14 protein-coding genes are annotated in these 13,671 nt (G+C 69.6%); 9 read left to right on the top strand and 5 right to left on the bottom strand.

Annotated elements, in window-relative coordinates:
• Positions 1 to 43: 43 nt before the first annotated feature.
• Positions 44 to 1,360 carry a DUF2252 domain-containing protein gene (locus B0I29_RS09845; RefSeq protein ID WP_111648561.1) on the top strand — a complete coding sequence of 439 codons (1,317 nt, stop codon included), beginning with the start codon at positions 44 to 46 and terminating at the stop codon, positions 1,358 to 1,360.
• Positions 1,361 to 1,386: 26 nt separating this feature from the next.
• On the opposite strand, the gene B0I29_RS09840 is transcribed toward B0I29_RS09845, so the two are convergent.
• The 4 genes from B0I29_RS09840 to B0I29_RS09825 are packed head-to-tail and all read right to left on the bottom strand — an operon-like array spanning position 1,387 to position 4,461.
• Entirely contained in the window at positions 1,387 to 2,343 is a 957-nt protein-coding gene (locus B0I29_RS09840; protein ID WP_111648560.1) for a hypothetical protein, read from the bottom strand.
• Positions 2,343 to 2,882 carry an RNA polymerase sigma factor gene (locus tag B0I29_RS09835; protein WP_111648697.1) on the bottom strand — a complete coding sequence of 180 codons (540 nt, stop codon included), beginning with the start codon at positions 2,880 to 2,882 and terminating at the stop codon, positions 2,343 to 2,345. Before B0I29_RS09835 ends, B0I29_RS09840 begins: the two co-directional genes overlap by 1 nt.
• Positions 2,883 to 2,929: 47 nt before the next feature.
• On the bottom strand, positions 2,930 to 3,940 hold the full coding sequence (locus B0I29_RS09830; protein WP_111648559.1) for a hypothetical protein: 1,011 nt from the start codon (positions 3,938 to 3,940) through the stop codon (positions 2,930 to 2,932).
• A complete protein-coding gene (locus B0I29_RS09825; protein WP_245972388.1) occupies positions 3,937 to 4,461 on the bottom strand; it encodes an RNA polymerase sigma factor in 525 nt (174 codons plus the stop codon). Before B0I29_RS09825 ends, B0I29_RS09830 begins: the two co-directional genes overlap by 4 nt.
• 64 nt (positions 4,462 to 4,525) lie before the next feature.
• Between B0I29_RS09825 and B0I29_RS09820 the strand changes: the two genes are divergently transcribed.
• Together B0I29_RS09820 and B0I29_RS09815 are read left to right on the top strand one after the other, a co-directional pair.
• On the top strand, positions 4,526 to 5,134 hold the full coding sequence (locus B0I29_RS09820; RefSeq protein ID WP_111648557.1) for an NADH-quinone oxidoreductase subunit C: 609 nt from the start codon (positions 4,526 to 4,528) through the stop codon (positions 5,132 to 5,134).
• A complete protein-coding gene (locus B0I29_RS09815; protein ID WP_111648556.1) occupies positions 5,134 to 6,093 on the top strand; it encodes a complex I subunit 1/NuoH family protein in 960 nt (319 codons plus the stop codon). The genes B0I29_RS09820 and B0I29_RS09815 overlap by 1 nt, the downstream gene beginning before the upstream one ends.
• Here B0I29_RS09815 and B0I29_RS09810 read toward each other — a convergent pair.
• A complete protein-coding gene (locus B0I29_RS09810) occupies positions 6,090 to 6,659 on the bottom strand; it encodes a Uma2 family endonuclease (protein ID WP_111648555.1) in 570 nt (189 codons plus the stop codon). The genes B0I29_RS09815 and B0I29_RS09810 overlap by 4 nt on opposite strands.
• Positions 6,660 to 6,766: 107 nt before the next feature.
• Here B0I29_RS09810 and B0I29_RS09805 point away from each other — a divergent pair, with 107 nt between their 5' ends.
• From B0I29_RS09805 to B0I29_RS09780, 6 genes are read left to right on the top strand one after another with little or no spacing between them, the layout of a single operon-like run.
• Positions 6,767 to 7,414: a NuoI/complex I 23 kDa subunit family protein gene (locus B0I29_RS09805; RefSeq protein WP_111648554.1), complete on the top strand. Its 648-nt coding sequence runs from the start codon at positions 6,767 to 6,769 to the stop codon at positions 7,412 to 7,414.
• Positions 7,411 to 7,968: an NADH-quinone oxidoreductase subunit J family protein gene (locus B0I29_RS09800; protein WP_111648553.1), complete on the top strand. Its 558-nt coding sequence runs from the start codon at positions 7,411 to 7,413 to the stop codon at positions 7,966 to 7,968. Before B0I29_RS09805 ends, B0I29_RS09800 begins: the two co-directional genes overlap by 4 nt.
• Before the next feature lies 1 nt (position 7,969).
• On the top strand, positions 7,970 to 8,341 hold the full coding sequence (gene nuoK / locus B0I29_RS09795) for an NADH-quinone oxidoreductase subunit NuoK (protein ID WP_111648552.1): 372 nt from the start codon (positions 7,970 to 7,972) through the stop codon (positions 8,339 to 8,341).
• Positions 8,338 to 10,263, top strand: coding sequence for an NADH-quinone oxidoreductase subunit 5 family protein (locus B0I29_RS09790; RefSeq protein ID WP_111648551.1), 1,926 nt, complete (start codon positions 8,338 to 8,340; stop codon positions 10,261 to 10,263). The genes nuoK and B0I29_RS09790 overlap by 4 nt, the downstream gene beginning before the upstream one ends.
• Complete coding sequence (locus B0I29_RS09785) at positions 10,263 to 11,771, top strand: complex I subunit 4 family protein (protein ID WP_111648550.1); 1,509 nt, start codon at positions 10,263 to 10,265, stop codon at positions 11,769 to 11,771. The genes B0I29_RS09790 and B0I29_RS09785 overlap by 1 nt, the downstream gene beginning before the upstream one ends.
• Complete coding sequence (locus tag B0I29_RS09780) at positions 11,768 to 13,228, top strand: NADH-quinone oxidoreductase subunit N (protein WP_245972386.1); 1,461 nt, start codon at positions 11,768 to 11,770, stop codon at positions 13,226 to 13,228. Before B0I29_RS09785 ends, B0I29_RS09780 begins: the two co-directional genes overlap by 4 nt.
• Positions 13,229 to 13,671 lie beyond the last annotated feature (443 nt).

Here is a 13,671-nt window from a genome sequence, read left to right as displayed (position 1 = left end):
AGGGTAGCCCTCCGATGGCCTCGGGTGAGTACCGTGATCGGACATGGGCTCTGAGTCTTCCGCTGCCCGATCGAGGGCGGATTTCATCATCGACGTGCTGACCCGCGAGTTCGGTGAGTTGATCGCGATCGACCCCGCGGCGTTTCGTCGCAAATTCCGGAAGATGGCAGCGTCGCCGTTCGCGTTCTATCGGGGCAGTGCCTCGCTCTTCTACGCGGACCTCACCGGCGACTACCGCGACGACAGCTACCTCGACGAGCGCACCAGCCGGGTGTGGATCCACGGTGACCTGCACGCCGAGAACTTCGGCACCTACATGAACTCCTCCGGCCACCTGGTCTTCAACGTCAACGACTTCGACGAGGCGTACGTCGGCCCGTACAGCTGGGATCTGAAGCGGTTCGCGGCGAGCGTGGCCCTGATCGGATACTCCAAGGCGCTCTCCGACGACAGCATCACGGCGCTGGTCACCACGTTCGCTGGGTCGTACCTCACCGAGCTGCGGGCGATCGCGCACGGCGGCGACGACGCGATCGGCTCGATCACCCTGGAGAACGCGGACGGTGTGCTGCGCCGGGTGTTGCAGGAGGCCCGGCTGAACACCCGGGTCGACCTGCTCGCGGGCCAGACCACGATCGACGACTACGAGCGGCGGTTCTCGCTCGGTGACGGCGTCTACGACGTTGACGACAACACCGGGGACCGGGTCCGTGCCGCGTTCCAGCAGTACCTGAGCACGCTGCCGGACCAGAGCCGGCCGGTGTCCACGAACATCAAGGACATCAAGCTGCGCAAGGGTGTCGGCATCGGGTCGGCCGGCCTGCCGTCGTACAACATGCTGCTCGAAGGCCACACCGAGGCGCTTGAGAACGACGTGATCATCTACATGAAGCAGGCGCAGGTGCCGGCCGTCGCCCGCTGGATCGACGACGACCGGGTCCGGTCGTACTTCAAGCACCAGGGCCACCGGACCGCCGAGTCGCAGCGGGCCTTGCAGGCGCACGCCGACCCGTGGCTCGGCTTCACCGAGCTGGACGGTGTCGGCCAGCTGGTCGCCGAGGTCTCCCCGTACGCCGCCGACCTGGACTGGTCGGACGTGAACGAGCCGGAGGAGCTGTCCGGGGTGATTGCCGACCTGGGCCGCGCGGTGGCCCGGATGCACTCGGTCGCCGACGACGAGTCCAGCCATGACCTGGTCGACTTCTCCACCGAGGAGGCGATCGTCGCGGTGATCGACTCCGACGAGGCCGGTTTCGTACGCCACCTGGTCGAGTTCGCGCACAAGTACGGTGACCAGGCCCGCGAGGACCACCAGGACTTCGTCGACGTCTTCCGCAACGGCCGCCTTCCCGGCCTCTGAGAAAGGCCGCTCGAACGACGAAAGGCTCAGCCCGCCTCGGCGATGGAGACGGCCGCGGCACTGCGGCCGATCGCCGTTCGGTCGGGCGTGATCGTGGTGCGCAGGCTCTTCCCCGGCGGGGTGTAGCGCAACTCCCACTTCGCCGGGCTGGTCAGGGTGCACGGCACGTCGATCCGGTCGGCGAACGTCTCGTTCTCGTCGACCGGCCCGACGGTGAGGGTCAGCGAGCCGAATCCCACGCAAGCCACCGTGATCACTTGTTCGACCGGGCGTACCGGCAGCTGGGCGCCGTCGGCGCCATCCAGGAAGGTCGACTGCATGGTGTGCCATTGCTTCGGCAGCACCGACTCGGCGGCCTTCTGATATCGGATCCGGTCGTCCTGGCTGAGCTGCAGGAGATAGCCGAAAGCGGCCTCGCCCGGCTCGACCCCGACGCCGGTCACCTCGACGGACACCATGCCGCTCGGCTGCGGCACGGTCAGCAGCGTCTCCGTGGTGAGCTTCTGGGTCACGCACGGATGGTCGTACGTCGTACTGATCGGCGATTTCCCGACCGCTGTGGTGTGCACCGCGACGGCCACGTCACCGGAGCCGAAGCAGGTCACCGGCATTTCGTACGTTCCGCCGAGCAGCTCGTGCCGCGAGGTGACCATCTCGGGCCCGATGTAGGTGAAGGTCTTGCCGGACCGCATCGCCTCCTCGCCGGCGTTCAGGAACCCGGCCACCTTCTCGGCGAGAACGGCCTGGCTGTAGTGCTCGGGCTCAGGCGCTTCCTGGTTAAAAGATGACTGCCCGCCACCCGGCCGGACCACGATCCCGATCAGGCCGGCGATCATCAGCACCGCGACCACCGCGGAGATGGACGAGAGAGCGGCCTGCCGACGCCGGGCTGCCCGCCGCAGCGTCGCGGCACCGGGTGGCCGGACCGTGGGCAGGGTTTCGGCGCGCAGGTCAGCGAAGAGTTCTTCGAACCGGTCGGTCATCACGCACCTCCGGTGCTGTCGGTCAGGTCGAGCTGGGTGGCGAGCGCGGCACGCCCCCGATGCAGCCAGGACTTCACCGTTCCGGCCGCCACGCCTTCCCGGCGGGCGATCTCCGCCACCGGCAGATCACCGAGGTAGTGCAGCACCAGCGCCCGGCGATGCGCCGCCGGCAACGCGGCGAGTGCGGCCACGAGCGCGACCCGGTCCGGGTCGGGGCCTTCTGCCTGCGGCTCGATCCGTCGCTGCTTACGCAGAAAACTCAGCGAGGTACGCGCTTTGCGCCACCGGCTGACCGCCAGGTTCCAGGCGACCCGGCGGATCCAGGCGACCGGATCGTCGTACCCGGCGACGCTGTTCCACCGGACCAGGGCGCGGTAGAACGCCTCCTGGACCACGTCCTGCGCTTCCTGCCGGTCACCGAAGTACGCGTACAGCTGCACGGTGAGATCGGCGTAGTGCGCGGCGTACACCTCGTCAAAGGATGGGCGCACGGCGGTCAGCGTCTCCGATCCATATCCGGCGATGGCTGTCACGGCCACAACACGCCGCGCCCCGGCGGCCGGTTGCACCCGGCCGCCGGAGATTCTCACCGGATGTGCAGCGCCCACCCGGTCTCGGCCACTTCCGAGGGCGGCGCTTCGTATCGGCTCCAGAACTCCACGTTCTTGCCGAGCGCGCCGGGCACCTCGAAGTTCTTCCGCCGCGGTGGCCAGGAGCATTGGACCGAGTGCTCGGCGAGAATCTTTCCGGTGCCGCCGCGGCGGATCTGGAGAGCGTAGGTGCCTTCGCCCCGGCAGGCCAGCGCGAGCGTGTAGCGCTCATCGGCCGGGAATTCGGCATCCTGGCCACCCAAGTGGAACTTGCCGTCGAAGGGTTCGTCCTCCGGGGCGCCGCCGCCGGCCCGCACGGTCGTGGGCGCTTCGAAATTCACGCCGAGAGCCTTGTCGACGCTGGCCGTCTCGTCGTCGGGAGCCAGAGGCGCATCACCGTCGCCGGTGAGCCGGAACGCGTAGCCGGCCTTCTCGACGGCGCTCTTCGTCCCCTCCAGCTCGAACGTCAGCTCGGGCAGAGTGTTCGCGTTGATCTTGCGGGTGATCGGGGATGGATCGGCGCTGCAGGGGACCTTTACGCGTACCAATTCTTTGTCTTTGAAGGTGTTGTTCCGGTCGCCCGAAACGTCGCCTGTCACCACCAGGGTGAATTGGCCGGTGCCGGCGCAGGCCACCGTGAGGGTGAGCCGGGTCAGGTACACCCGCTTCTGGATGTCGATCGGCTGAACCGGTCCGACCTGCTCAAGAGCGGGCTGGTCGGTCCTGATCCTCTGGTAGGCGACTCTCGCGAGCCGTTCCGCGGCACTGAAGGAAGGCGCCGGAGAAGCCGTCGGAGAAACCGCCGGCAGGACCGGAGCCGCCGCCGGCCCGCGGATCAGGGAGAACCCGCCGACGATCGCCACGAGCACCGCACACCCCACCGCCACCGCACCGGTCACCCGGCGCCGCCGAACCGTCCGCCGCGCTGCCGCAGCCCCCGGCGGCCGGATCTCGCGGACCGCCGACTCCCGCAGGTCGGCGAGGAGTTCATCCAGCATGTCGGTCACAGCGACACCCCCTTCAGCGTGATGGCGAGCGCGGCACGTCCCCGGGACAGCCAGGATCGGACGGTCCCCTCGGCGACCCTCTCGCGCGCCGCGATCTCGGCGACCGGCAGGTCAGCGAGGTAGTGCAGGACGATGGCCCGCCGCTGCGTGGGCGGCAGCGTCGCGAGCGCGGCCAGCAGCGCGACGCGCGATGGGTCGGGCCCGTCGGTCTGTGGTTCGGCCGGACGCTGCCGGCTCAGGAAGTTCAATGCGGTACGCGCCCGGCGCCACCGGCTGACCGCCAGGTTCCAGGCGACCCGGCGGATCCAGGCGACCGGATCGTCGTACTCGGCGATGCTGTTCCACCGGGCCAGAGCGCGGCAGAACGCCTCCTGAGCGACGTCCTGAGCCTCCTGCCGATCGCCGAAGTACGCGTACAGCTGCACAGCGAGGTCCGTGTAGTGCGCGGCGTAGACCTCGTCGAACGAGGGCGGGTCGTCTCGGGCGTTGATGGGTGTCTCCGGTTCGACGATGGCGGTCACGAGGAATACACGCCTGTGCCCGGCGGAACGTTGCGAAGCCTTCGAGGACCATAGGATGTGGCCCATGACGCCCGAAGAGGTCGGTGACCGCCTGGTCGCCCTGCTCACGACGGACGAGCCCTCGGGCACCGTCACGGCCGGTGTCTCCGGTGGTGGGCCGGGGCACGCCCGCGCCGTGGTCGACGTGTCGGCGGCCCGCTGGTGGCACGCCGCTCAGGTGGCCCTCGACCCGGGTGCGATCGGCTGCGACTTCTTCGACTGGCTCTCCGCCGTGGACGAGCTGGACGAGGGGCTCACCGTGGTGGCCCACCTCTGGTCGACGCGACGCAAGCACGGGGTGCTGCTGCGCGCCCGGGTTCCGCGTACCGATTCGGAGATCGAGTCGCTCGTGGACCTCTATCCGGGCGCCGCGTGGCACGAGCGTGAGACGCACGAGATGTTCGGCATCACCTTCGCCCGCCACCCTGACCTGCGCCCGCTGCTGTTGCCGCCGGGGTTCGAGGGGCATCCGCTGCGCAAGGAGTTCGTGCTGGCCTCGCGGGTGGCCAAACCGTGGCCGGGTGCGAAGGAGCCGGGCGAGTCGGAGGCCGGCACCGCAAAACGCGCACCGATGCGCCCGCCGGGTGTCCCCGACCCGAACGAGTGGGGACCAAAAGCACGGGAGGCCACCTGATGCCGCTCTGGCTCGACCTGCTGATCCGGGTCGTCGCCGTGATGGCCGCCTTCCTGGTCCTGCCGCTTGTTGTCGGGCAGGCCGAGCACAAGGTGATGGCGCACATGCAGGGCCGGCTCGGCCCGATGTACGCCGGCGGCTTCCACGGCTGGGCGCAGCTCGTCGCCGACGGGGTGAAGTTCGTACAGAAGGAGGACGTCACTCCACGGGACGCGGACCGTGTCGTCTTCCGGCTCGCTCCGATCGTGGCGCTGTTCCCGTACCTGGTGGTGCTCTTGATGGTGCCGCTCGGACCCGGCGGCCTGGTCGCCCAGAGCTTGGACATCGGGTTGTTCCTGGTCCTGGCGGTGCTCGGGATCGGCGTGGTGGCCGTGCTGATGTCGGCGTGGTCGTCGGCGAACAAGTACAGCCTGCTCGGCGGCGTTCGCGGCGCCGCCCAGCTGCTCGGTTACGAGCTGCCGCTGGTGCTGTCGGCGGCAAGCGTCGCGATGGCGGCGGGCACGCTGAGCCTGCCCGGCATCGTCGAGGCGTGGCGTCCGTGGTGGCTGATCTGGCAGGCGCCGGCCGCGCTGGTCTTCTTCATCGCCGGCCTCGCCGAGATCCGCCGCCCGCCGTTCGACATGCCGATCGCCGACTCCGAGCTGGTCTTCGGGTACATGACCGAGTACACCGGGCTGCGCTTCGCGTTCTTCCTGCTCGCCGAATACGTGGGCATCGTCGTGATCGCCGCCCTGACCACTGTGTTGTTCCTGGGCGGCTGGCACGGCCCGAACCCGGATCAGCTGGGCTGGCTCTGGACCATGCTGAAGGTCTTCGCCCTGTCCTTCGTGATCATCTGGATCCGGGTGAGTTACCCGCGCTTGCGCGAGGACCAGCTGCAACGCCTCTGCTGGCTGATCCTGGTCCCGACCGCCCTGGCCCAGCTGGTCCTGACCGTAGCGGTGAAATCCCTGACCTAGCGCAGGTGGCGGGGCGTCAGCCGTTCGATCGGGATGTCGATCGGCCACGGCTCCACGGTGCGGATCCGGGCGTCGAAGAGCTCGACCGGAAGGTAGACCCCGGACTCCGGGTCCAGCTTCTGCGCGTGCACGACGATCCCGTTGGTCGTCTCGATCCGCCAGTAGTAGGGGATCCCCGCGGAGGCGTAGAGCGCAGGCTTGGTGACCCGGTCCATGGCGAGCGACGTCGGCGACACGATCTCGACGGCGAGGATGATCTCTTTCGGGGTGTAATAACGCCCGCGGCGCTGGGCCGCTTCGTCCGTCGCCACCTGCACGTCCGGAATGAACGACCGGGTCGGACTGAGCCTGATCTCCACGCCCTGCGTCACCTGAAGGTCATTCGGACAGCTCTCTTCGAGTGCGACACCGAGGCGCATGGCGATGATTTGATGAATATCTGTGGGGGAGGGTGACACGAGCAGCACTCCATCGAGCAACTCGCGGCGCAAGCCGTCATCGGGTAGATCTTCAAGATCTTCAGTGGTCCAGCCGCCAGCGCGCGGGAACTCGATCGCAGCGGTCATAGCGGCCTCCGGGGAAGGGGTCATGTCACCCGTCCCACCGACGGTACCCGAAAAACCGGCGAGCCCGAGGTCGCGTCACCCGCCCGGAGCGGGCAGGATATGCCCTTGTGACTGATAACGGCGACCGCGACGTGCCTGGCAAGGGACTGCTCGACGGGCTTGCGGTCACCTTCAAGACGATGACCAAGCGGTCCACCACCCAGCAGTACCCGGACGTCCAGCCCGATCTCCCCCCGCGCTCCCGCGGCGTGATCGCGCTCTCCGAGGAGAACTGCACGGTCTGCATGCTCTGCGCTCGCGAGTGCCCGGACTGGTGCATCTACATCGACTCGCACAAGGAAGAGGTCGTCGTCCCCGGCGCCGCGCGCTCCCGCCAGCGCAACGTGCTCGACAAATTCGACATCGACTTCGCCCTCTGCATGTACTGCGGCATCTGCATCGAGGTCTGCCCGTTCGACGCGCTGCACTGGACGCCCGAGTTCGAATACGCCGAAACCGACGTCCTCTCCCTGCTGCACGACAAGAACCGGCTGGGTGAATGGATGCGCACGGTTCCTCCGCCGCCGGCTCACGACGTGCTCGGCGAGCCGAGCAAAGAGGAGGCCACCGCGGCACGCAAGGCCGCGGGCCCCGGCGCGGCCACTGCGGCCAAGACCTCAAGACCTTCTTCGGTACGCACGACGAGCCCCCCAACCGCAGGTCCGGCCCCCGACCGGGCCCCCGGCTCAGGCGCGAACCCGGAGCGGGAGCAGTGACCGTCTCCGACGTGCTGCTTCTCGCGCTCGGTGCCCTCGCGGTGGGTTCCGGCACGCTCGTGGTGACCAGCAAACACCTGGTCCGGGCCGGGCTCTACCTGGTGGTGAGCCTCGGCGCGATCGCCGGCCTCTACCTGGTCCTCGGCGCCGAGCTGGTCGCCTGGGTGCAGGTCCTCGTCTACGTCGGCGCGGTGGTCGTGCTGCTGCTGTTCGCGGTGATGCTGACCCGAGCGCCGATCGGCCCGTCCGCCGACCTGGACCGCCCGGTCTTCCCAGCCGCCCTGATCGGCGGCGGTGTCGGCCTGGGCCTGGCCGGCCTGTTCGCCGACGCGTTCCACTGGGTCCGTTACCCGGAGCCGGAACCGGGCACCGCCGAGCGGGTCGGCGAGCAGATCTTCGGCGCCTGGGTGCTGCCGTTCGAGGTGCTGTCGATCCTGCTGCTCTCCGCCCTGGTCGGCGCGATCGTGCTGTCCCGCCCCGACATCGGCGCGCGACAGGCAGAGCCGGAGCCCGAGCCGGAGCCGGCGACAGAGCCCGAAACGGAGGACGCCTGACATGCACGTGGTCATTCCGTACGTGGTCGGCGCTCTCCTGTTCGGCCTGGGCGTTTACGGCGTGCTGCGCCGGCGGAACGCGATCCTGGTGCTGATGGCGGTCGAACTGATGCTCAACGCGGTCAACCTGATCTTCGTGACCGCGGACGTCAGCCTGCGATCCGCCCTGGAAGGTGTCGTCATCGAGGCGTGGGCCAACCCGGGTGCGGCCGCACCCGGCACCGGCGGCGTCTTCACCCTCTTCGTGATCGTGCTGGCCGCCGCCGAGGTGGGTGTCGGGCTCGCGATCGTGCTGCAGTACTACCGGATGCGTAACGCCGTGATCACCGATGACGTGCGGCTGGACGCCGAAGAGGAACGGATCGCCGGGTGAGCGTCGACGTCGCCGGGCCGCTGCTTCCACTCGTACCCCTGCTCTGTGGCCTGCTCGGACTCCTGCTGCCGCCGGGCGACGGACAGGGACCACGCAGAAAGATCGCCGCCGCCCTCGGCATCGCCGGGGCGGCAGCGGCGCTGGCCCTCGCGATCCGGCTGCTGTTCTGGCAGGGCGACCCGTTCGAGACCGGGCTGGAGATCGTCAGTTTCGGCGACAGCCTGAACAGCCCGCTCGCGGTCAGTTTCGGCGTCGCGATCAACCCGGCCGTGGTCTACGTGGCGCTCGCGGTCAGCCTGGTCGCGCTGCTGGTGCAGATCTACTCGGTCACCTACCTGCACGACGACCCGCGGTACGCGCCCTACGCCGCCCAGATCAGCCTCTTCACCGGCGCGATGCTGCTGGTGGTGACGAGCCACGACCTGATCTTCATGCTGATCGGCTGGGAGGTGATGGGCGCCTGCTCCTACCTGCTGATCGGCCACGATCGGCGGCTGCCGGAAGCGCCCGCCGCCGCGGTGAAGGCCTTCCTGGTCACCCGGGTGGGTGACGTCGGCTTCCTGCTCGGCATCGCCGTGCTGATCACCCAGGCCGGCAGCGCCCGGATCTCCGACGTGCTGACTTTCCCCTACGACGCCGGCACGCTGACCGCGGCACTGCTGCTGATCCTGGCCGGGGTGGCCGGCAAGAGCGCCCAGTTCCCGCTGCACACCTGGCTGCCGGACGCGATGGCCGGCCCGACCCCGATCTCCGCCCTGATCCACGCCGCCACGATGGTCGCGGCCGGCGTCTACGTGGTCTTCCGGCTGTACCCGCTCTTCGAACAGTCGCCGGCCACCCTCGCGGTGCTCGGCGTGATGGCCGCGATCACGATTCTGCTCGGCGCGCTCGCCGCGACCGCGCAGGACGACCTGAAACGGGTGCTGGCCTGGTCGACGGTCTCCCAGATCGGTTACATGACCGCCGCGCTGGCCGTCGGCTCGCCCGCCGCCGCGCTGTTCCACCTGCTCACCCACGCCGCGTTCAAGGCGTTGCTCTTTCTCGCGGCCGGCGCGGTGATCCACACGGCCGGCACCGGGTTCCTGTCCCGGATGGGTGGCCTGCGCGCGCACATGCCGGTGACGTTCGCGTCGTTCGTGATCGGCCTGGGCGCGCTCGCCGGGCTGCCACCGCTCGCCGGTTTCTGGTCGAAGGAGACCGTGCTGACCGCTGCCGCGCACGCCACCGAGGGCAGCGAAGCTGTTCCGGTCTGGGCCGGTTGGGTGGTCTGGCTCGCCGCGCTGCTCGCGGTCGGGATCACCGCCTGGTACGCGACCCGCCTGCTGCTCCGAGCCTTCTTCGGCGTCTCCCGCGCACACGGTCCGGACGGGCCGGCCTGGGAGATCGGTTTCGACGATGCCCGCTATCAGCCTCCGTCGACGCCGCACGACCCGCCGTGGGCCATGCGCGGGCCTCTTCTCGTGCTGCTCGTCCCGTCGGCGTTACTCGGCCTTGCCGCCTACGCGCCCGGTTTCCGTACCTCGCTGGAGCTCGAAGACCCGCACCTCGGTGTCGCGGTCGCCCTGCCGATGCTGCTGCTCGTCACCGGCGCCGTCTCGGCGTGGTGGATCTGGTGGGCGGTTCCCGGCGTCGACCCGGCACTGGCGCTGGGCCGGGCCCGCCCGCTCTTCGCGGCCGGCTTCCACCTGGACGCCGTCCAGCACCGGCTCGTGGTCGTGCCGGTGCGGGTGCTGGCCCGCTTCTTCACCGCCGCCGACGAGCATGTCGTCGACGCCGCGGTGATGGGCGCGGGCGAGGGGACCCGGAACCTCGGCGGAGTCTTCGCCGAAGGACACCGGGTGGCGTTGCCGGCGGCGGCTCTGCTGGTCTGCCTGGGCGCTCTGGTGCTCGGCATCGTCGCGTGGGTGGGAGCGCTGGCCTGATGGATGCCGCCCAGATCCTCTTGATCGCGCTGCTGGCCGTCCCGGCCGTCGGGGCGGTCGCCGTTCTCGCCGTTCCGGCCCGCCGGGATCGCGCCGCCCGGGTTCTCGCGACCGGGCTGGCCGGCGTCACGTTCCTGCTGACGCTGGCCCTGCCGGTGGCGGCGCCCCGGGAGTTCGGCTGGTTCTCCTACGGACCCGTGCCGGCACTGATCCCGTGGGTGCGGGTCCAGGCCGACTGGGTGCCGTCGCTCGGGCTGCAATTCCACCTCGGTGTCGACGCGATCTCGTACCCGCTTGTGGTGCTTACCGGGCTGCTTACGGTGCTGTGTTGTGCGTACACGGTCAAAAAGGTCCCGGAAGGTGGCGCCGGGCGCACCCTGGCCGCGTTGCTCCTGGTTCTGGAAGTCGGCGTCCTCGGCACTTTCCTGGCGCTGGACCTGATCCTTTTCTTCATCTTCTTCGAGGTCGTCCTGCTGCCGATGTTCGCGGTGATCGCCGGCTGGGGCGGACCGGAGCGGCGAGCGGCGGCCCGCAAGTTCGTCCTCTACACGCTGGCCGGCTCGGTGCTGCTGCTGATCGGCGTGGTGACCGTGGTGTCGCAGACCGGCAGCGGCGACCTGACCGGCTCGTTCGACCTGAGCCGGAACACGCAGTGCCTGGTCTTCGCCCTGCTCGCGGTGGCTTTCGCGATCAAGGCGCCGCTCTGGCCGCTGCACACCTGGCTGCCCGACGCACACACCGAGGCGCCCACTGTCGGCTCGGTGATCCTGGCCGGGGTACTGCTCAAGATGGGCACCTACGGACTGATCAGAGTCGGTCTCGGCGTAGCGCCGCAGGGCGCCGAATGGGCCTCTCCGGTCCTCGGTGTCCTGGCCGTCGTCGCGATCATCGCCGGTTCGCTGATCTGTCTGCGGCAGCGCGAGCTGAAACGGCTGATCGCGTACTCCAGCGTCGGCCACATGGGCTTCGTCCTGCTCGGCATCGCCACCCTGACGGTCACCGGCATCCAGGCCGCGCTGATCGGCAACGTGGCGCACGGCCTCATCACCGGCCTGCTGTTCTTCCTGGTCGGCACGATCAAGGACCGCACCGGCACCGGCTCCCTCGACCAGCTCAGCGGCCTGCGCGAACAGGCACCGCGCCTGGCCGGCCTGCTTGGCTTCGCCGCGATCGCGTCGCTCGGCCTGCCGGGTCTGGCCGGTTTCTGGGGTGAGGCGTTCGCGGTGGTGGCCGCGGTCCAGGCCGGCGGCCCGTTCTGGGTCACCCTCGCCGTGATCGCCGCCTGCGGCGGCGCCCTCACCGCCGCCTACTTCCTGCGCCTGCTCCGGCGCGTCACTCACGGTCCGTCAACCCCAGGGGTACGCGCATCGCGCCACTCGATATCGCTGGTGGAATGGGTTGCGTGGGGCCCGCTGGTGGTGCTCAGCCTGGTGATCGGCTTGATGCCGGCGCTGGTCCTGTCCGGAACCGACATCCCGATCGTCAGCCTGATCGGAGCCCGCCCGTGAGTAGCCAGAGCGTCGGACATTTCGCTCTTCTGCCGCTTTATGCGGCGGCAGGCACCGCGATTCTCGCCCTGCTCGCCGACCTGTTCACCGGCCGCCGCGCCGCGATCACCGGCGTCACCCTGCTCGGCACCCTCGCCACCGCGGTCTGCGCCGTCCTGGCCGCGAACGCCGAACCCACCTTCTGCGCCACCGGCGGCTGCTCCTGGATTCCCACCGGCGCCGCAGCGACGACGGCCGTACTCTTCGCCGGCCTGACCGCCGGCGTTCTGGCGTTCTCGCTGCCCGCACTGCGGATCGGCACGGCACCGGCCGGCGAGTTCTGCTTCCTGCTGGCGTGCTCGATGACCGGCGGCGTGACGGTCGCGTACGCCGGCGACCTGATCACCCTGATCGTCGGCCTGGAGACGCTGACCCTGCCGCTGTACGTCCTGGTCGGCCTGCGCCGCTTCGCCCCCACCGAACGGGTCACCTCCGACCCGGCCGCCGCCTCGCTGACGTTTTTCCTGATCAGCGTCGTCTCCACGGCGATCGCCCTGCTCGGCGTAGCACTCAACTACGTGGCGACCGGCGTCGTACACCTGGCTTCGCTCGGCCCGGCACAAGCATCCGTGTTCGCGCCGATCGCCGGGGTGGGCGCCGCTCTGCTGGTGATCGGGCTGGCTTTCAAGGTGGCCGCGGTACCCCTGCACGCCTGGGCACCCGCCACCTATGACGGCGCCCCGGTGCCGGTGGCCGCCTATCTGTCCACCGCCTCGAAGCTGGGCGGCATCCTGGCCCTGGTAACCGTGGTGTCCCGCCTGGAAACCCGTGCCGTGGTCACCATCCTCGCCATCCTGACCATGACGATCGGCAACCTGGTAGCTCTCCGCCAGACCCGCATGGTCCGCCTGCTCGCCTGGTCATCGGTGGCACAGGCCGGCTACATCCTGGCCGCCCTGGCGATCGGCGAACCGGGCGCGGTGGCCGCTCTCGCGTACGCGGGCTTCTTCGTGGTCTTGGAGCTCGTCGCGTTCGGCGTGGTCGTAGCGCTGCGCCCGCAGGGCGGGGACGGCGGCACCCTGGCCGACTTCCGAGGCGCGGGCCGCCGCAGCCCCTGGCTGGGCGCAGCGTTGATCCTGGCCTTCGCCGGACTGGCGGGCCTGCCCCCGGGCCTGGCCGGGCTGTTCGCAAAGCTCTCGGTGGTAGACGCCCTGATCGACGCGAACTGGACCTGGCTCGCCGGCGTAGTCGTCCTGAACGCGGTGATCGCCCTCGCCTACTACGTCCGGGTGTCGGCAGCCCTGTACACGCTGCCGCCGAGAGTCGGCTTCTCCGTGGCCGACCCGGTCCTGCTGGACGAGGCCATCCACCCCCACCTGCCGGTCCCACGCCCGGTGGCGATTGCGGTAGCAGCAGCGGTGACGGCAGCGGTGGCCCTGGGCTTCGCCCCCCAACTCCTCCTGAACGCCCTAACCTGACCCACCAACCCGCCCGACCCACCGCCACCCACCCGCGGGCCGACCAATCGCGGGGCCGGCTTGTGCTCGCGGTCGCACCGAAGCCGAAATAGCGACCGCAAGCGCGAGCCACGCAGGGCCGGCTTGTGCTTAGGGTCGTGTGGAGGCCGGGAAAGCGACCGTAAGCGCGAGCCGTTGCGGTTCGGCTTGTTGTTGTGGTCGTGCGGAGGCGGCAAACACGACCGTGAGCGCGAGCCGGTCGCTGGCGCACCTCAATTCGACACAGGCGGGCGGCTTCTTGCGCGTGTGTCGAGTTCGGGTGCGGATCGAACCCTAAATCGACACGCGCACGGTCTGCGCGATCTTGGGACCTCACGCGGCCTGCGCGGCCTACGCGGCCTACGCGGCGGGCGGCGGCGGCGACTGGAGCGTCCCGATGTCTTCTGGCAATCGGATCGAGGCAT

It is taken from the genome of Actinoplanes lutulentus (genome assembly GCF_003259845.1).
In the GTDB taxonomy this organism is placed as follows: domain Bacteria; phylum Actinomycetota; class Actinomycetes; order Mycobacteriales; family Micromonosporaceae; genus Actinoplanes; species Actinoplanes lutulentus.
Note: the sequence above shows the minus strand (reverse complement) of the source record. Positions and strands in the feature narration are given on the sequence as shown.

Excerpts from the sequence above, each read along its gene's own strand:
- B0I29_RS09840 (WP_111648560.1), bottom strand. The coding sequence starts at position 2,343 with ATGACCGACCGGTTCGAAGAACTCTTCGCTGACCTGCGCGCCGAAACC.
- B0I29_RS09785 (WP_111648550.1), top strand. The coding sequence starts at position 10,263 with ATGGATGCCGCCCAGATCCTCTTGATCGCGCTGCTGGCCGTCCCGGCC.
- B0I29_RS09810 (WP_111648555.1), bottom strand. The coding sequence starts at position 6,659 with ATGACCGCTGCGATCGAGTTCCCGCGCGCTGGCGGCTGGACCACTGAA.
- B0I29_RS09845 (WP_111648561.1), top strand. The coding sequence starts at position 44 with ATGGGCTCTGAGTCTTCCGCTGCCCGATCGAGGGCGGATTTCATCATC.
- nuoK (WP_111648552.1), top strand. The coding sequence starts at position 7,970 with ATGCACGTGGTCATTCCGTACGTGGTCGGCGCTCTCCTGTTCGGCCTG.
- B0I29_RS09815 (WP_111648556.1), top strand. The coding sequence starts at position 5,134 with ATGCCGCTCTGGCTCGACCTGCTGATCCGGGTCGTCGCCGTGATGGCC.
- B0I29_RS09820 (WP_111648557.1), top strand. The coding sequence starts at position 4,526 with ATGACGCCCGAAGAGGTCGGTGACCGCCTGGTCGCCCTGCTCACGACG.